Annotated in this window: 16 protein-coding genes; 7 read left to right on the top strand and 9 right to left on the bottom strand. The window is 60.9% G+C overall.

Translation table 11 applies throughout. From position 1 onward, the window contains the following. The 6 genes from AC3EML_RS17870 to AC3EML_RS17845 all read left to right on the top strand — a co-directional run bounded on the left by AC3EML_RS17870 (window position 1) and on the right by AC3EML_RS17845 (window position 6,740). Window positions 1–468 (top strand): chemotaxis protein CheW, encoded by a 468-nt coding sequence (locus AC3EML_RS17870; protein ID WP_023700505.1) that lies wholly within the window; start codon window positions 1–3, stop codon window positions 466–468. Further along, complete coding sequence (locus AC3EML_RS17865) at window positions 465–1,706, top strand: CheR family methyltransferase (protein ID WP_023734098.1); 1,242 nt, start codon at window positions 465–467, stop codon at window positions 1,704–1,706. The genes AC3EML_RS17870 and AC3EML_RS17865 overlap by 4 nt, the downstream gene beginning before the upstream one ends. Before the next feature lie 29 nt (window positions 1,707–1,735). Beyond that, window positions 1,736–2,410: a chemotaxis protein CheW gene (locus AC3EML_RS17860; protein ID WP_352521842.1), complete on the top strand. Its 675-nt coding sequence runs from the start codon at window positions 1,736–1,738 to the stop codon at window positions 2,408–2,410. Beyond that, window positions 2,407–4,680, top strand: a complete 2,274-nt coding sequence (locus AC3EML_RS17855) for a hybrid sensor histidine kinase/response regulator (protein ID WP_488482001.1) — start codon at window positions 2,407–2,409, stop codon at window positions 4,678–4,680. The genes AC3EML_RS17860 and AC3EML_RS17855 overlap by 4 nt, the downstream gene beginning before the upstream one ends. Window positions 4,681–4,702: 22 nt before the next feature. Next, the gene (gene cheB, locus AC3EML_RS17850; protein WP_352521841.1) at window positions 4,703–5,722 is read left to right on the top strand and encodes a chemotaxis response regulator protein-glutamate methylesterase; all 1,020 of its coding nucleotides are present in this window, start codon (window positions 4,703–4,705) and stop codon (window positions 5,720–5,722) included. A 64-nt stretch (window positions 5,723–5,786) separates the two neighbouring features. Further along, complete coding sequence (locus AC3EML_RS17845; protein WP_023669440.1) at window positions 5,787–6,740, top strand: response regulator; 954 nt, start codon at window positions 5,787–5,789, stop codon at window positions 6,738–6,740. Between the two features lie 13 nt (window positions 6,741–6,753). Here AC3EML_RS17845 and AC3EML_RS17840 read toward each other — a convergent pair whose 3' ends face one another. The 5 genes from AC3EML_RS17840 to AC3EML_RS17820 all read right to left on the bottom strand — a co-directional run bounded on the left by AC3EML_RS17840 (window position 6,754) and on the right by AC3EML_RS17820 (window position 11,759). Continuing rightward, a complete protein-coding gene (locus AC3EML_RS17840) occupies window positions 6,754–7,443 on the bottom strand; it encodes an RraA family protein (protein ID WP_023743581.1) in 690 nt (229 codons plus the stop codon). Beyond that, window positions 7,436–8,608 (bottom strand): alpha-hydroxy acid oxidase, encoded by a 1,173-nt coding sequence (locus AC3EML_RS17835; RefSeq protein ID WP_031204207.1) that lies wholly within the window; start codon window positions 8,606–8,608, stop codon window positions 7,436–7,438. Before AC3EML_RS17835 ends, AC3EML_RS17840 begins: the two co-directional genes overlap by 8 nt. A gap of 68 nt (window positions 8,609–8,676) precedes the next feature. Beyond that, window positions 8,677–9,582 (bottom strand): SMP-30/gluconolactonase/LRE family protein, encoded by a 906-nt coding sequence (locus AC3EML_RS17830; protein ID WP_023693321.1) that lies wholly within the window; start codon window positions 9,580–9,582, stop codon window positions 8,677–8,679. Between the two features lie 645 nt (window positions 9,583–10,227). Next, a complete protein-coding gene (locus tag AC3EML_RS17825) occupies window positions 10,228–10,632 on the bottom strand; it encodes an MAPEG family protein (RefSeq protein WP_023682292.1) in 405 nt (134 codons plus the stop codon). A gap of 194 nt (window positions 10,633–10,826) precedes the next feature. Further along, on the bottom strand, window positions 10,827–11,759 hold the full coding sequence (locus tag AC3EML_RS17820) for a LysR family transcriptional regulator (protein ID WP_352521840.1): 933 nt from the start codon (window positions 11,757–11,759) through the stop codon (window positions 10,827–10,829). A gap of 92 nt (window positions 11,760–11,851) precedes the next feature. Between AC3EML_RS17820 and AC3EML_RS17815 the strand changes: the two genes are divergently transcribed. Next, complete coding sequence (locus AC3EML_RS17815) at window positions 11,852–12,865, top strand: NADP-dependent oxidoreductase (RefSeq protein WP_023682293.1); 1,014 nt, start codon at window positions 11,852–11,854, stop codon at window positions 12,863–12,865. A gap of 61 nt (window positions 12,866–12,926) precedes the next feature. Here the strand turns inward: AC3EML_RS17815 and AC3EML_RS17810 are convergent, their stop codons facing one another. The 4 genes from AC3EML_RS17810 to AC3EML_RS17795 all read right to left on the bottom strand — a co-directional run bounded on the left by AC3EML_RS17810 (window position 12,927) and on the right by AC3EML_RS17795 (window position 16,580). Continuing rightward, the gene (locus tag AC3EML_RS17810) at window positions 12,927–13,562 is read right to left on the bottom strand and encodes an SGNH/GDSL hydrolase family protein (RefSeq protein WP_023682294.1); all 636 of its coding nucleotides are present in this window, start codon (window positions 13,560–13,562) and stop codon (window positions 12,927–12,929) included. Window positions 13,563–13,692: 130 nt separating this feature from the next. After that, a complete protein-coding gene (locus AC3EML_RS17805; RefSeq protein ID WP_352521856.1) occupies window positions 13,693–14,550 on the bottom strand; it encodes an alpha/beta fold hydrolase in 858 nt (285 codons plus the stop codon). 231 nt (window positions 14,551–14,781) lie between these two features. After that, window positions 14,782–15,408, bottom strand: a complete 627-nt coding sequence (locus AC3EML_RS17800) for an MraY family glycosyltransferase (RefSeq protein ID WP_352521839.1) — start codon at window positions 15,406–15,408, stop codon at window positions 14,782–14,784. A 158-nt stretch (window positions 15,409–15,566) separates the two neighbouring features. Then, window positions 15,567–16,580, bottom strand: coding sequence for an NAD-dependent epimerase/dehydratase family protein (locus AC3EML_RS17795; protein ID WP_196813567.1), 1,014 nt, complete (start codon window positions 16,578–16,580; stop codon window positions 15,567–15,569). Window positions 16,581–16,623 lie beyond the last annotated feature (43 nt).

The raw sequence follows: 16,623 nt of genomic DNA, 5'->3' as shown, positions 1-16,623 counted from the left end.
ATGCTATTCCTCGCCTTCAGCATGGGTCCGGATCGCTACTTGATCGATGTCCACAAAATTGAAGAGGTGCTGCCCTATATCGACGTGAAAGTTCTTCCGGGTGCGCCAACCGGTGTGGTGGGTTTGGTCAGCTATAACGGAATACCCATCCCCCTGATCGATGTCACCCTTCTTGCGCTTGGCCGACCATCGGAGCGCCTGTTGAGCACCCGGATCGTTGTGACGCGCTATCCGGCGGATGATGGCGAGCGACGCCTGCTGGGGCTGATCGCGGAACGGGTGACGGATACGATCGAGCGAGACCCGGCCGATTTCGCGCCGTTCGGACTGGAACCAGGAACCCCGCCCTATCTTGGGCCGGTGGCTTCCGATGGTTTGGAGATCATTCAGTGGGTCAAAGTGGAAGCGCTGCTTTCGGAAGAGATTCGTACCGCTTTGCTCCGCCAGGCGGCAATAGGTGATCAATGACCGGAGCAATAGAAAAGCTCCTGACGGAAACCATTGGACTGGACAGTGCCAGCGTTGGTCCGACAGTGGTTCGTCAGGCGGTCAGAGAACGGATGGAAGCATGCCGGATAACCAACCCTCAGGCCTATAGGCAACACTTGGCCGGTTCCTCGCAGGAGCTGCAGGAGCTGATCAATGCGGTGGTGATCCCAGAGACCTGGTTCTTTCGCGACCGAGAAGCGTTCACGATGCTGGCGCGGCATGCGCGCGCGCACAAGCCTGCTCAGCCGATAAGAATCCTGAGCCTGCCATGTTCAACCGGCGAAGAGGCTTACTCGGTCGCCATGGCCATGTTCGATGCCGGCTTTGAGGCGCATGAGTTCAAGATCGATGGCGTGGACGTCAGCAGCCGCAATATCGCGACGGCTGAACACGCCATCTATGGCCGCAATTCGTTTCGCGGCAGCCATTTAGAATTCAAGGATCGCTATTTCGAAGCGGCCGAGGGCGGGTTGCGGCCTGTTGCTGGGGTGCTGAAACAGGTTCGGTTCATGGTAGGAAACCTGTTCGGTTCTCACGCGCCTTTCGGGCAAGAGGTCTATGACATCCTGCTTTGCCGCAATTTGCTGATCTATTTCAATCGAGAGCTGCAGGATCGCGCATTGATCTGCCTGAAGGACCTGCTGGCCAAAGACGGACTTCTTCTGGTCGGTCCGGCGGAAGCAGCTCTTCCAAGGGTGCATGGCTTTCTTTCCGCTGAATGGCCATTGGCCTTCGCCTTTCTGAAATCGGAGCCCGTCAAGACCACGGCGCCGAAGGTTTCGGCCGCCGTCCCGGTGCGGACGCCAAGCCCTAAGGTCAACAAGAGCGAGCCTCTTCGTCCGTTCCGACCGACAATTGGCAATGAAGGCCGCGGGCAGGCTCCGGCCAAGCCGCTTGCACGCGCCTCGGAAAGCCTCATCGCGGTTGAACGGATCGCCAATGCAGGACGCGTAAAGGAGGCACAGGAGGTCGCCCTGGCGCATCTCAGGGAGTTCGGTCCTTCCGCAGAAATCTTCTACCTGCTGGGCCTCGTCCAGGATGCGGATGGTTCTGCACCCGAAGCCGCGCAAAGTTATCGCAAGGCGCTCTATCTCGCGCCAAATCATCGAGAAGCTCTTGTCCATCTGGCCTTGCTGCTTAGCAAGCAAGGCGACCATAACGGCGCCGAGGCGCTGGCCGGCCGGCTGGGTCGGGTCCAGAAAAGGAGCGGCAGTTGATAGCGGCTTCGACAAGGATCGCTCAGCCGGTGGAGCAGATCGAAATCAACGACTGCTGGCGGCAAATAGGCGTACGGGGTGACAAGTCATGTCCGCTACTAGAGCAGCATCTCCACTGCCGCAATTGCCCGACCTACAAGAAGGTCGCACGACGCCTCCTCGACCGTGCAGCTCCCTCGGCATCTCGCGACGAATGGCCTGACAACGCTGGTCGTGCAGGGATCGATTCGGCAGACAGCGACGCGCTGCAGACGGCCGTTCTCTTCCGTTTGGGGGAGGAATGGCTGGCACTTCCGGTCGGTATTTTTCATGAAGTGGCTGAATCTCGTCGCGTTCATTCACTTCCACATCGCAGGAACAGTGCACTGCTCGGCATTGCGAATGTCCGTGGTGAATTGCTCATTTGCCTGTCCCTGGCCGAATTGCTCGGGATAGACGAGCGCAAGGAAGGGGAACAAGGCACACGAACCAAGGTATTTCGCCGCCTTGTCGTGGTAGGCGAGCGCGACAAGCGGGTTGCTTTTATGGTTGATGAGATCCACGGCTTACATCGGTACCAGGAACGCGACACTCTCGCTGTTCCGGCCATGATTGGCAAGGCACTGTCGGCCGCTACGGTTGCCGTGCTGCCATGGCAAGGACGAGCTGTTGGCTGTCTCGATCCACGACAACTGCTCACGATGCTGGATCGGAGCATCGCATGACAGATGAAGACTTCAGCCAGGTTTCGATGCTCAGCCTCTTCCAGGCCGAACTGGAGACGCAGTCACGGGCTCTAACCTCTGGACTTCTGGCACTCGAACGCGATCCTATCGCCGCCGACGCTCTGGAAGCATGCATGCGTGCCGCGCATTCTCTGAAAGGAGCTGCCCGCATCATCGACCTGATGCCCGCAGTCAAAGTTGCAAATGCGATGGAAGACTGCCTGGTCGCAGCGCAACGCGGGCATCTGAGGGTGCGACGGGAGCATATAGATGCGCTTCTGCAAGGTTCTGACCTTTTGAAATTGATCGCATCGGGATCATCGAGCGAGAGCGCCAACTCAGAAGTCGAAACCTTTCTCGCGAAGTTCGAGGGGTTGTCCCTCCCCCAGGCAAAGCCCGGGCCCCAAGATTTTGCAGCTGATTTCGCAACTCCAGATCACGCCCAGGAGCAACTGGCGACGACCTCTTCAGCGAACCTCCTCGTTGGGGCGGTACCGCAAGCCCACGGCAGCATCGGCTCTGATAGAATGGTTCGGGTGACGGCAGACAGCCTGAACCGATTGCTCGGGCTGGCTGGCGAGTCGCTGATGGAAGCTCGGCGGCTCAGGCCATTCGCTGACGGGCTGCTACGGCTGAAGCGACTTCAATCGGACCTCGCAAGTGCGTTCGACAATCTTCATGCAGTGCTGCCGCCGGTTTCAAACGATGCGGCGGTGGTGGAGGCGCTGGCTGAAGCGCAGCGAAAGCTTCGGTTGAGCCAAGCGTTCCTGGCGGAGCGTTTCGATGAGTTGGATTCAGTGGATCGGAAAGCGACCGATCTTGCCAACAGATTGTACGACGAAACGTTGGCGAGCCGGATGCGGCCTTTTGAGGACGGCGTGCGACACTATGCGAGAATGATCCGCGACCTCGGTCGTACCCTTGGCAAGCGGGTGCGACTGGAGATCGTAGGCGGCTCGACCGGCATCGACCGCGATATCCTCGAGCAGCTCGATGCCCCTTTGGGGCACCTTCTGCGCAACGCTGTAGACCATGGGCTTGAACCGCCTGAGGAGCGCCTCGCGATGGGCAAACCCGAAGAGGGGCTCATCAGGCTCGAAGCGAGGCACAATGCCGGGCTGCTGCAGATAGCCGTGGTGGACGACGGCAGGGGGATAGAGCTCTCGAAGCTGCGCGAGACCGTCGTCGCCCGGCAACTTGCAACGAGGGAAAGTGCTGAAACACTCAGCGAAAGCGAATTGCTCGCGTTTCTGTTTCTGCCAGGCTTTTCCATGAAAGCGGGCCTTACCGACGTCTCAGGTCGCGGTGTGGGGCTCGATGCAGTGCAAGCCATGACGAAGGAAGTCCGGGGAGTCGCAAGCGTCTCCTCAGAATTTGGCCACGGAACCCGATTTCAACTGCAATTGCCGCTGACACTGTCGGTCCTGCGCACGCTGCTCGTCGATGTCGATGGAGAGCCCTATGCTTTTCCACTCGCTGCCATTTCCAAGACTTTGAAACTGCAGCGGACGGAGATCAACGTCCTGCAGGGCCGGCCGCATTTTCGATTGAACGATCGACAGATCGGGCTGGTCACCGCTCGCGAGGTGCTCGATCGAGGTGAGCCCGGATCGGAACCGAACGAACTATCGGTCGTCGTCGTGGATGCGGGTCGGGGCGATGCGTACGGCCTGATCGTTGACCGTTTTCTCGGGGAACGCGAGTTAGTGATCAGACCTCTCGATCCACGGTTTGCCAAGATCAAGGACATCAGCGCAGCGGCCCTGATGGAAGACGGTTCGCCTGTTCTGATCTTCGACGTCGACGATCTGATCCGATCGGTGGAAAAGCTTGCATCGTCCAGCGGATTTCGAGCTCTTCGGCGCGCCGCGGGCGGTCCCGAAGCGAGCAGGCGCAAGCGCGTGCTCGTGATTGACGATTCACTGACGGTTCGCGAACTCCAGCGCAAGATGCTCGGCAATTACGGTTATGAGGTCGAAGTGGCGGTAGACGGCATGGACGGGTGGAATGCCGTCCGGTCTGGTCCTTTCGATCTCGTCGTCACCGACATCGACATGCCTCGCATGGATGGCATCGAGCTGGTGAGTTTGATCAGAAAGGACGCTGATCTCAAGAACACACCCATTATGATCGTTTCATACAAGGATCGGGAAGAAGATCGCGCGCGCGGGCTCGACGCAGGTGCGGACTATTATCTGACCAAGAGTAGTTTTCAGGACGAGGCGCTGATCCATGCCGTCGTGGACATGATTGGCGAGGCGGCTGAATGAGATCGAGATTGGAAGCCAGCGAATGAGAATCGGCGTAGTCAACGACATGCCGATGGCGGTTGAACTTCTGCGTCGACTGGTTCTGTCGACCGGCGAACATCAGGTCGCGTGGATCGCGACTAATGGGCGTGAGGCGGTCGAGGTCTGCAGACGTGATCTACCGGATCTGATACTCATGGATCTAGCGATGCCAGAGATGGACGGCGTGGAAGCGACCCGCAGAATCATGGCGGAAACCCCGTGCTCAATCTTGCTGGTGACCGCCAGTATCGAAGCCAACCTCGCCGGCGTCTACGAAGCAATGGGTCATGGCGCGCTTGACGCAGTCGATATTCCGTCAGTGGGCATCGAAGGCAACGCGTCCTCGCAATCCGCCCGGCTTTTGACGAACAAGATACGAACGATAGGCAAGTTGATCGGCGACGCGCCTACCCAGGCAAAAAGGCGGATGTCACGTGCGGCTGAGCCGTCAACTCGACACGTGATAGCAATCGGCGCCTCTGCGGGCGGGCCGGCTGCCGTTGCCGCAGTCCTGAGCGCGTTTCCCGTTGATTTTGGCGGCGCGATTGTGCTCGTCCAGCATCTCGATGCTCAGTTCGTTCCAGGCCTTGTTGATTGGCTAGGGCAGCATACGCGTCTCCCGATCCGTCCGGCGGGGGAAAGGGATAGTCCTCAAGCGGGCACCGTTCTCGTTGCCAGTTCTGCGGATCATCTGGTTTTCAAGTCAGCTCAGCAACTTGGCTATACGCCCAGCCCCAAGGACAATGTTTATCGGCCGTCGGTAGATGTGTTCTTCGAAAGTGCGGCGCAATGGTGGCCTGGCTCGGTGATTGGTGTTCTGCTCACAGGCATGGGCAGGGATGGTGCGCGCGGGCTGAGACAGCTCCGTGACAAGGGACATCTCACAATCGCGCAGGATAGAGCAACCAGTGCCGTCTATGGCATGCCGAAGGCCGCCGCCGACATCGGCGCGGCTGTTGATATTCTTCCTTTGGGTGCGATCGGCTCACGTATAATCGAAGCCTGCGAGCGCTCCACGTGAAAGGCCCCTTCCGATGACGCAAGAACCAGAGTTGGTCCCGCCACTCGCAGATAACTATTCATCCATGGTTCTGCTCATCGATGATCAGATCATGGTTTGCGAGGCGGTCAGGCGCGCCCTAGCCAACGAGCCCGATATTTCCTTACACTTCTGCACCGACCCGTTGAGAGCGATGACGGTCGCGGATGAGGTAAAGCCAACCGTCATCCTGCAGGATCTCGTCATGCCCGGGGTGGATGGGCTACATCTGGTGCGAGAATACAGGAAGCATGCGTCGACACGCGCGGTTCCAGTCATTGTGCTGTCGAGCAAGGAAGATCCAGCCACCAAGGGCGAAGCCTTCGCTGCGGGCGCGAACGACTATCTCGTCAAACTGCCGGATCGTATCGAGTTGATTGCACGCATTCGATATCACACGCGGGCCTATCTGGATCACGTCCAGCGAGACTCGGCACACCGAGCGCTGAGGGAAAGCCAGCGACAGCTGATCAGTGCAAATCTAGAGCTTGAACGTCTGACGCGGATCGATGGCCTGACAGGTCTCGGTAACAGGCGCTATTTTGACGAATATCTGGCGGCTGAATGGAAACGCGCTTTTCGCGCACAGTCCCCACTGTCGCTGTTGATGATCGATGCCGATAACTTCAAACGATACAACGATACCTATGGCCATATGGCCGGCGACGATGTGCTGAAGCAAATCGCCCGCGTAATCCAGAGCGGTTCGGGCCGCTCCACCGATCTCGCTGCGCGGTACGGAGGCGAAGAGTTCGTCATCGTGCTGGTCGACACCATACTGGAACAATCCAGTGCGATCGCCGAGCGGCTCGTCCAGAGCGTGCGAGAGTTGAACATACCCCACGGCCCGGATCGCGTGACCATCAGCGTCGGCGTCGCAACAGCGGTGCCCACCGAGAACGAGACGCCAAACGATTTCGTCAATGCCGCCGATTTGGCTCTGTTTCGTGCCAAATCGGAAGGACGAAATCGTGTTGCGCTTCATATGTCCCGCAGCTAGAGAAGCTCACATCTCAGTCAACGAAGCGCGCCCTGTTCGATTTGAGGACGACCTTGGCGAAGTCGGGCATCTCGAGACCTTGCCGCACCAGGCCATCAAGAGTTTTCTCAGCCGCCCTGATGGCGGAGAGTCGGGCCAGCACAGTCTCAGCCTCCAGGCGAGGCACCACGGCGACACCGTCGCGGTCGCCGACCAGTATGTCTCCCGGCGAGATAGTCACTCCTCCCAGCACCACCGGGAATCCGACCGTGCCTGGACCATTTCGCGCAGGCGAATTCGCAATGACCCCGGCACAGTAAACCGGCAACCCGACCGCCTCGATCCCGACAACGTCGCGCACCAGGCCGTCAGTGATGAAGCCGGCGACCCCCTTGTTGCGCGCCATGCCGAGCACGAGATCGCCAGTTACCGCGGTACCGGCAAAGCTGTCGGTGGCCGCGACGATGACATCGCCACTTGCTGCGGCATCCAGTGCTCCAAACAGGGCGAGGTTGTCGGCGGGACCGCAGTGACAGGTCACGGCGACGCCGACCATCGTCGCAGTAGCTGGCGACAGTGGCTTGATCGCATAATGCAAGGCGCCGCGTCCCCCCATCGCGTCTACGACCTGGCTAACCGGCACGTCCGCAAAAGCACTGATGATTTCTGCTGCGGGCCGTTCGAAACGGCGCTTGATGGTGAGCAGTGGTGGGTCTTCAATCATGTAGCGGCCCCATTCCCTGAACGAACGAAATACAGTCCGGCCCGAGGTCGCGCAGGCTCCGCGCGCCCATCAGTCCCATGACGCGGTCGATCTCCTTGCGGTAGAGTTCGAGCACGTGGCGTACCCCCTCCTCGCCGGAGACCGCGAGCCCCCACAACTGCGGCCGCCCGATCAGACAGCACGAGGCGCCGAGCGCCAGGGCCTTGACGACGTCAGAGCCTCGCCTGATGCCGCCGTCGATAAGCACTGGTACGCGGCCGGCGACAGCCGCGACAACCGCCGTCAACGCGTCCAGGGATGCGGCGGCGCCGTCAAGCTGACGTCCCCCATGATTGGATACGATGATGCCGTCGATTCCTCGGGCTACAGCCTCGGCGGCTTCGCTGGGATGCAGGACGCCTTTCAGCAACAACGGTCCGGACCAGACAGTGCGCAGCCAGTCGACATCGGCCCAGGAGAGTCCGGGATCGAGCATTGCGGCCATTCGGCCCGCCAATGCACCGACCGTCGCCGTATCTCCGGGGCGCGCGTAGTTGCCGAAAGTCAGTTTCGGGAGTCGGGTGCGCATACGAAGAAGCCACGCCGCCTTGGTGGCGGCCGCGAGGGTTCCGGCCACACCGAAGCGCGGCGGGATGGCAAAACCGTTGCGGATGTCGCGTTCACGGTTGCCAAGCATCTGGTTATCAATGGTGAGCACCAGCGCGTCGTAGCTTGAGGCACGCGCCCGATCCACCATTTCTCGGGTGAAGCCGCGATCGGTATAGACGAACACCTGCATCCACCGTGGGCTACTTCCGGTGGCTGCTATATCCTCCAGCGTGCAGACCGATCCGTGGCTGGCGCAGTAGAATGTCCCTGCGGCCGCTGCGGCTCGGGCGGCTGCGCGCTCGCCGTCGGGCCAGAACAGCCCAGCCAGGCCGGTTGGCGCGATGCCCAGCGGGATGGCAAGTTTCGCGCCGAAGAGGTCAAGGGAAAGGTCTCGCGTCGTTGCACCGTTGAGTGGTCGCGGCAGAATGGCAACCTCGTTAAAAGCTTGCTCGTTCCGGCGCAGCGTTCGCTCATCCTCGGCACCGCCATCGGCGAAGTCGAACACCGGGCGTGGCAAAGTCCGCCGCGCGGCGACGCGGACCGCGGCCACGCTGTACAGGCACTTCAACGCCGCCATCGAAGCAGACGATGCCGCACCGCCGGCACCGCGGTCATCGCCTGTGTTTGAGGCGGACGAGGAGCTACTCACGGTTGCTTTCCGCCGATGCGACCATGATGCGTCGGTCCACCGCCTCCCGGAACACGCACGCAGGAGAGTGTTCCCTCAAAGGAGGGATCGCTGCCGGTCGCCAGCACGCCGGCATTTGTCACCCAAAGCATCTCGCCCGAGAAGACGCAGTTGGTCGTTGCCTTGCCGCAGACGAAGAAACCCTCCGCTGTGCCGTTGGGCTTCAGAACGTGAATGCCGTTGGCGGCAATATCCGTGACATAAAGGCGGCCATCGGCTCCGACCTTCAGCCCGTCCGGGATCGGATTGGCCCCAGGCAGGCGGCCCAGGTCTTCGACGGAACCATCCGGACGCTGCCGCTTGACGCGCCCCGTATAGGACTCCCCCCAAATGATCGAGCCGTCGGCTTCGATCGCCACACCATTGGGGAAGGTCGGCTTGTCGAAACCGAGAGCAAGGTAAGCACTGCCATCGGGGTTGACGGCAAAAATGTAGCTTGGGTCCGGATTCCCCGGGTTGTATGTGCCGGGATCGCTGAAGATGAGCCGGCCGTCAGCAGCAAATACAAGATCGTTTGGCCCATTGAGCCGAATGCCCGCGACTTCGCTCAGCAGGATTTCCGGCTTTCCGCCTTCGGCAACCCGCTGGATCGATGGCGTCGTCATGTCCGCAGCCCGCCAAGGTCCGGTCGTGCCGCCGTTCTGGCAGACATAGAGCAGGTCATCCGATCCGAGAACGCAGGCGTTGGGCGCTCCGGCAACATACGCGAACTGGCGAGCACTTCCGTCGCGATCTATGGCCGTCAGCTGGCTGCGATAGCTTTCGACGATGACAATTCGGCCATCGGGCAGCACCGTCGGGCCCTCGGGCCAGCCAAGGCCGGTCGCGACAACCTCGACGGCCAGCTTTTCAACCTCGTTCATCGTGCGACCCCCAGAACGGCAGCCTAACAAGATTTGTCGGGTATAATCCAGCCTGGCGGTCTCCGGACCCGGCGACTTAAAGATAGCTTGGCTGACGTGCGCGTTGCTGGGCCCCCCCTAGGCCGCCCCCCCACCCCGGCGCCGGTGAACCCCGACGGGCGGAGGCCTGGCTACAGCGCGAGCCGATCGGTGTCTACATAGCTCGGTAGCACTGGCTTGCTCCTCCAGGTTGGGTGGCAGGATTAGGTGCTGCTGAGGCCAGCGTGCCAGGAACAAGTGCAGGTGGAGAAGGTTGAATCTCAGTTCCTCTCCCTCTAACACTCACAAAGTCCAACAATTCTCTGCTCCGCTGCCAGGCGCTCTTGAGCCGAGCGTTTGCAGGGCGTGCGTGTGGCCAAAAGCTGGGGAGCGCCGCAGCGCCCAGGCGTGCAAATTGCTCTCTGAACGCCGATCCTTCTCCGAAGCTGGGGAGTAGCCCCAAAATCCAACAGCAATATCATGCCTCAACGGCGGTTTTGCCACTGCCAGTTTTGCGGTTCGCTCGCCTGTCAAAAGGGACAGTCTTTCGGGTCACGATCCGGAGTGGGTTTGCCAAGGCTCCCGGAATTGAGGTGGCCCACTTTTGCGTCGGGGCTCCGCCACTCTTCAGATCAACAGCAACCAGCACCAATACGCACCAATCACCATTTGCACAGCGAACGCGGTGAACCTGAGACTGACCGCGAGTTGGCTGGTTGAGACGAGGTGGATCACCGACTGCACTATACGTGCGCCTAACATCGTGGAGGCCAAGGGATCCGTGACATCTGTCTTTGAAATGATGATCGCGACTCCGAGCAGACCTCCGAAGATTGGAAGCCCTTCAATGCAGTTGGCGTGGGCACGGGCTAACCTCCGCATAAACGGGGAGAGGGCTCCGTTATCTGGCGTAAAGCCGTTTGCCGGGACTTGCCCAGAGATCACCAGGTAGCTCCGGATAACTTCCATCACGATCAGCAGGGCCAGCGCCCACGAGATGAAGCCAGTCAATGCGTAAGCACTCGCCGACATGTGCCCTCCCCGTTGCTAGCAATCTAGGTCGTTGTAGCCGATCAACTAGTCTAATGCTATTCGACGAGGAGGGGCGGCCTGTAGTGGGGCCGAAACGGAATAGCAGCTTTTGGACGTTGTGCCCGGAATAGCTGCCGTTCAGCCAATCAGCAGGATTGACCGCTTTCGCCCGTTAGCGACCCTTCCGCGCCAGATCAGTCGATGCTTGAAGCTGCCATTCGCAGAGTGAAAGCGGCGTCGAGCATGGTCAGAAAGGCGCGCACGGCGGGGTTGGCGCGTCGGCTTGCCGGCCAGAGCACGGTGACATTGTTTCGCTCGACCGCGAACGTGGACAGCACTGGGACCAGTTCGCCGCGCTTCACATAGGGAGCCGCCATGAAGGAGGCGCCTATGCCTATCCCACCGCCGGCTGCCAGCATGATGAGCACGGCATCGCTGGCATCGGCGACCACACCGGAATTGGGCACGATCTCGATTTCACGGTCGCCAATCCGGAAGGGCCAGCGAAAGGCCTGGCCTGTGCTCTGATATCGAAGGTTGACGGTGTCGTGCCCTTCCAGGTGATCGGGATGGGTCGGTGTGCCGCGTTCCTCGAGATAGGCTGGCGAGGCGAAGCAGCAAAGCCGATGGGGTGCGAGCTTGCGTGATAGTAGCCGGGTGTCAGCCAGATCACCGATGCGTATGGCGACATCGATCCCTTCCTCGATCATGTCCACCATCTGGTCACCCAGCCTGAGATCGACGATCAGGTTCGGATGGAACCGACGGAAAGCCGGTAAAGCCGGAGCGATCAGATGCAGTCCGATCGGCAGCGACGCGGCCACGCGCAACGTGCCCGATGGTTCGGAGCGCGCGGTCATTGCCGCCTGCTCGATTTCCTCCGCCTCGCGTAGCAGACGCAGCGCGCGCTCATGCAGGTCGCGCCCTTCGGGCGTGAAGGTGAGCGAGCGCGTTGTACGGGTAAACAGCGACACTCCTAAATGCCGCTCGAGCCGCTGGACGCTCTTGCTGACCGCCGACGGGGAAATCGACAGCGCGCGCGCCGCTGCCGTGTAGCTGCCCAGCGATCCCGCACGCGCGAAGGCGATGATGCCAGTGAGCCGATCCAAAGTGATATGTTCCGCCATGGCATTACTTAACCGCCATCCAGACCGATTATCAACCGGCGGTCATGCCGCTAGATTCGCTCCAATGACATGGATGAGCGGAGATTTCACCAATGAGCGATAAGATGAAGGCAGTCCGTCTGCACGCATTCGGTGGTCCCGAGATGCTGGTGTACGAAGACGCGCCTAGGCCGGGTGTGAAGCCCGGCGAGGTGCTTGTCCGAGTCCAGGCGGCCGGGCTTAATCCGCCCGACTGGTATCTGCGGGATGGCTATCGCGCACTGCCGCCAGAATGGCGACCCAACGCGTCCTTCCCACTGATTCTCGGCACGGACGTGTCGGGCGTCATTGAAGCGGTTGGCGCTGACGTCGCTGAGTTCAGCATCGGTGACGAGGTCTACGCAATGGTTCGCTTCCCCGATAACTTGATGACGGGTAGCAATGCCTACGCGCATTATGTCAGTGTGCCGGCATCGCATGTTGCGTTGAAACCAGCCGGCATCGACCATATTCATGCGGCTGGTGCGCCGATGTCGCTTCTGACGGCATGGCAGTTCTTGATCGAACTTGGCCACGACGAGCCGAATCCGTTCCAGCCCTTACCGCATGAGCCGGTGCCCCTCGACGGCAAGACGGTGCTCATCAATGGTGCCGGAGGCGGTGTCGGGCATCTGGCCGTCCAGTTGGCGAAATGGCGGGGCGCGCGCGTCATCGCGGTGACATCGGCCAAGAACGAGGCGCTGATGCGCGATCTCGGCGTGGATCAATTCATCGACTACAAGACAACCGCGGCGGAAGATGTCGTCCGAGACGTCGACCTTGTCCTCGACGCGGTGGGCGGCGCGGGCATGGAGCGCTTCTTCCATGTTCTGAAGCCGGGCGGCGCGCTGTTCCTGGTCAACCCACTGGGCTTCGCTGGTCACGAAGAGACAGAGAGGCTGGGGATCACGGTCTCATCCACACAGGTTCGATCCAATGGCGCGCAGTTGGCAAAAGCCGCCCGCCTGCTCGACGACGGCCTTGTGCGTGTCGTCATCGACAGCACATTCCCGCTGGCCGAGGCATCGCGCGCACATGAGCGCGCCGCCGACGGCAGTATTCAAGGCAAGATCGTGCTGGCCGTCTGAATTGTTGCTTTCAGTCCGACCGACCATCGGGAGTGCAGACGATCGGGCGGGATTACGCCGTTTAGCCGACGAAGACCACCGACCGACGTCCGGCTGAATCGTGCTCGACTACAAGTGCCGCGATGGCTGCCGCGATCTTCGCGCCGCCTTGCACTGACGGTTCGATAGGATTGGCGAAGTCCGCGTCCTCATTCGATACCAAGCGCAGGTCGACGAGCGGCAAACCGCGCGAAAACGCCGCCCGGGTGATGACGTCGTTGAGGACCGTCAGGGCAGTTGCGGCAAGTCTACGACGCTGTGGGTCGGGAAAGCGCGCCTCGTAGATCGTGCAGACAGCGGTGGGTAGGTTTTGGCCCAGCGCCCCCTCGAGCATCGTACAGTAGTCGTGCTCGAATTCCTCCCGGATATCGCTGATCCTGTCCAGAACCTCGGCCACCGAACAGGCCCCCTGCTCCAGAATCCCTGCATGACGAAGAGCATCATTGCCACCGACGCTGACGACAAGATGGCTAGCATCCTGGGGGAGCCGTTCAAGCTGCCGCTCGACGCCGCTTGTGACGGCGCCGTCGACGGCGTTTAGCGTTGCACGCCACCCCTCCGGCAACCGCTCCCGCAGCTGGCGCACTACGTCGGGCCCGTGCGCGACATAGGCAGCGTTGTCAAAGATCGAATCCCCGAGAAGGACGACGTGTGGCATCGGATGCTCCGTTGAGGCCTCTGCCAATGCTGCATCAGCAGAGGAGGTAAGGTGGTGGGTTGTGACCGCGGCAGCGAGCACGGTCAGGAGATCACGGCGAGTCAGGCCACCTGCAGAACGGAACGGCATCTCAGCCGTCCAGGAACGCCAGAAGCGCGGCATTCACCGCGCTGGCCTCTTCGCGCTGTACCCAATGCGTCGCCTTCTCGAACGTCTGCAGGCCCCGATCGTTGCAAAGGGCCAGACTGCGCTCGGCCAGGCCATATTCCAGAGCTTGGTCCTGCATCCCCCACAGTACAAGGGTCGGCGTCGTGATCCGCTCCTTCAGGCTTGGGCGGAAGCGCAGCGCCCGATACCAGTTGAGCATGCCTGTCAGCGCCCCCGGCCGTTCCCAGGCCTGCCGATACTCTGCGATTTCCTCCGCCGTGAAGGCATCTGTTCGGCTGGATTTGATGAGCGCCCGTGCCAGCAGAGCCGAGCGCCCCGCCCCCAGAAAAGCCTCCGGCAGCAAGGGGAGCTGGAAGAAGGCCGCATAGCTGCTCCGCAGGAACTGGGTCGGAGATCGCAAGGAATGGGCAAGCAGCACCTCGGGATGGGGCGCGTTCAGGATGACGAGCCTTTCCAGGCGGTGCGGCAGCTTTGCGCCTGCGGCCCAGGCGACGATACCGCCCCAGTCATGACCGACGAGGTGAAACCTTCCGATGCCGAGCGCGTCGGCGATGGCAACGACATCGCCGACGAGCTTGGGGAGCGTGTATTCACGGATGGCTTTCGGCTTGTCACTGGTGTTGTAGCCCCTCTGGTCGGGAACGATGACCCGGAATCCGGCGGTAGCGAGCGCATCGATCTGCCGTCTCCAGCCGATCCAGAAGTCGGGAAAGCCGTGCAGGAGCATGACCGGCCTGCCTTCGGCAGGCCCAACCTGGACGACGTGAAGCCCAATGCTCCCGGTGTTGACAAACCGATGTTCAGGCGCGTGTGAGACCATCGCTGGCAACGCGGTTGTCGCCAAAGCGATCCAGCGCACATATTTTTAAATCAACGCGCGCTACCCCGACAAGATGCAAAGCTCTGCCGTTGCATCTTCCGCCAGATGGGTCATAGCAACCCAAGAACAAGTTGGGGCCGCGAGCGGACTGTCAGCTTTTAGGCTGAAGTCACGGCAAGCCGACACGCCGCTGGCGTGTGTCCGAAGCTTCGACCCAACGCCTTCAAGTGCCTATGTGTTTGCCCAGGCCGAGAACATAAGCCCGATCGTCAGTGCCGTCGCTGCATATAGGGCGGGCAAAACCCGGCGGTTCACGCCCAGGCGGAGCAAGGTGTGACCAAGATGATCTGTGCCGCCGATCCAAGGTTTTCGCCCCTGCAGCAAGCGGCGACTGATTACGAAGACGGCGTCAATCAGCGGTACGGCAATCCACGCCAGGGAAGCGTCAAACCCTCTTTGCGACGCGAGTAGCACGATTGCCGCTCCGAGGAGAAGGCTGCCGCTATCGCCCATGAAAACGCGTGCCGGCGGATAGTTGAAGAATAGAAATCCCAGGCATGCTCCGACGCCCGCCATACCGAGAGCGCCGCCCAGCCCGAGGAAGGCGGCCGCGATTGCGCTCGCGGCAAGACCATCGGCATGGTCAAGCATATTGACGGCGTTGCAAGCGATCCAAATGATGATCGGAACCCACCACAGATGCGTAATGATACCGGCCAAAACAGCTGCGGCGGCCAACGCTGCTGCCTTGGCACCGGCAGAAAGAGATCGGAGGTCATCGAGCGCCCCGATCAAACAGAAGGCTGATAGCAGGAGAGTATGTTCAACGGGGAGCCATGGTGACATCGCGATCAGCATGGCGGGCCCCGCGAGCCGGGGAACCTCGCCTGATGTGTGCCACCGATCTTTCGTGACCTTGGAGACGGCTCCGATACGCCGCGCAAGACGCGCAAACAGCCAGACGCCGGGAACCGCGATGAGCAGGGCCCCGATGAACGAGACCAAGGAGCCAGACGTCAAGCAACCACTCGTTCGGTACGCATGTGCTCTATGCAGTCGAGGACCATCTGCCTCGTGCTTCGCACGGGTCGCCATCCGGTCATGGTTGTTAACAGGCTTGTGTCAGGTACTCGGTCGTATGTTACGGCGAACCGATCACCAAACACCGTGCTGGATGGTTTCATGATAATGGGCGCGGTCGTCGCGGTGGCCTCAATCACCATTCTTGCAAGATTTCCAATCTGAATCGCTTCGCTTCCGCCCAAGTTGACTGGCCGGCCACGCAATGACGGGCACTGCATTGCCAGCAGCAGACCTTCGGCGGCGTCGGCAACGTGCAGGAACGCCCGCCTTTGCTCTCCATCGTCATGGACTACGAGTGGTTCACCACGCAGCGCTGCATCGACGAACACCGGCAGGACGAGGCCGGTCGCCGAGCGCTGGCGCGGTCCGGCCATGTTGAATGGTCGAACGATCCAGGTCGGGATTCCGAATTCAAAAAACAGTCCCGCCACTAAATGTTCGATCGCGGCCTTGGCAGCTGCGTAGCCCCATCTCGGTCGCAGGTCCGTCGTCACCGGATCGGATTCCGTGATTGGCCTGTCCCGGCCGGAGCCGTAGACTTCTGAACTCGACGTGTAAAGCAGCGGACGTCGGTGTACTCTGCACGCCTCCACGATCGCACAGCCTGATTCGAGAATGCGGCTGGTGACGGCAAAACGCTCCATGTGGGCAAGCTGAACGCCGATCGGACTCGCCAGGTGGAAGACTGCATCGGCCAACCCGACCTCATTGTGGACCGCCGCGCCGTATGCCGGATCGCCAACCCTGAAAGTGCGGATCGTCAGCCGGGAATTGCCGGTGGGCAGATTGGGCAGCAGCCCGTTCGAGAGATCGTCGATGACGGTTACGGTGCAATGGCGGGCGAGCAAAAGATCGACAAGCGCCGACCCTACGAAGCCTGCTCCGCCAGTAACCAGCACATGTGTGTGCTGGCCAAATTCGACCAAGTCCGCGCTATGGTTGTCCAAGGTTGCCACGTCCTCCCACGGGAGCGTCATCTATACAGTCGAG

The sequence above is a fragment of the Mesorhizobium sp. P170090 genome, from assembly GCF_057786115.1.
Note: the sequence above shows the minus strand (reverse complement) of the source record. Positions and strands in the feature narration are given on the sequence as shown.

Excerpts from the sequence above, each read along its gene's own strand:
- AC3EML_RS17810 (WP_023682294.1), bottom strand. The coding sequence starts at position 13,562 with ATGCCACACGTCGTCCTTCTCGGGGATTCGATCTTTGACAACGCTGCC.
- AC3EML_RS17825 (WP_023682292.1), bottom strand. The coding sequence starts at position 10,632 with ATGTCGGCGAGTGCTTACGCATTGACTGGCTTCATCTCGTGGGCGCTG.
- AC3EML_RS17840 (WP_023743581.1), bottom strand. The coding sequence starts at position 7,443 with ATGATTGAAGACCCACCACTGCTCACCATCAAGCGCCGTTTCGAACGG.
- AC3EML_RS17805 (WP_352521856.1), bottom strand. The coding sequence starts at position 14,550 with ATGGTCTCACACGCGCCTGAACATCGGTTTGTCAACACCGGGAGCATT.
- AC3EML_RS17855 (WP_488482001.1), top strand. The coding sequence starts at position 2,407 with ATGACAGATGAAGACTTCAGCCAGGTTTCGATGCTCAGCCTCTTCCAG.
- AC3EML_RS17835 (WP_031204207.1), bottom strand. The coding sequence starts at position 8,608 with ATGGCGGCGTTGAAGTGCCTGTACAGCGTGGCCGCGGTCCGCGTCGCC.
- AC3EML_RS17820 (WP_352521840.1), bottom strand. The coding sequence starts at position 11,759 with ATGGCGGAACATATCACTTTGGATCGGCTCACTGGCATCATCGCCTTC.
- cheB (WP_352521841.1), top strand. The coding sequence starts at position 4,703 with ATGAGAATCGGCGTAGTCAACGACATGCCGATGGCGGTTGAACTTCTG.
- AC3EML_RS17845 (WP_023669440.1), top strand. The coding sequence starts at position 5,787 with ATGGTTCTGCTCATCGATGATCAGATCATGGTTTGCGAGGCGGTCAGG.
- AC3EML_RS17830 (WP_023693321.1), bottom strand. The coding sequence starts at position 9,582 with ATGAACGAGGTTGAAAAGCTGGCCGTCGAGGTTGTCGCGACCGGCCTT.
- AC3EML_RS17865 (WP_023734098.1), top strand. The coding sequence starts at position 465 with ATGACCGGAGCAATAGAAAAGCTCCTGACGGAAACCATTGGACTGGAC.
- AC3EML_RS17800 (WP_352521839.1), bottom strand. The coding sequence starts at position 15,408 with ATGCTGATCGCGATGTCACCATGGCTCCCCGTTGAACATACTCTCCTG.
- AC3EML_RS17815 (WP_023682293.1), top strand. The coding sequence starts at position 11,852 with ATGAGCGATAAGATGAAGGCAGTCCGTCTGCACGCATTCGGTGGTCCC.
- AC3EML_RS17870 (WP_023700505.1), top strand. The coding sequence starts at position 1 with ATGCTATTCCTCGCCTTCAGCATGGGTCCGGATCGCTACTTGATCGAT.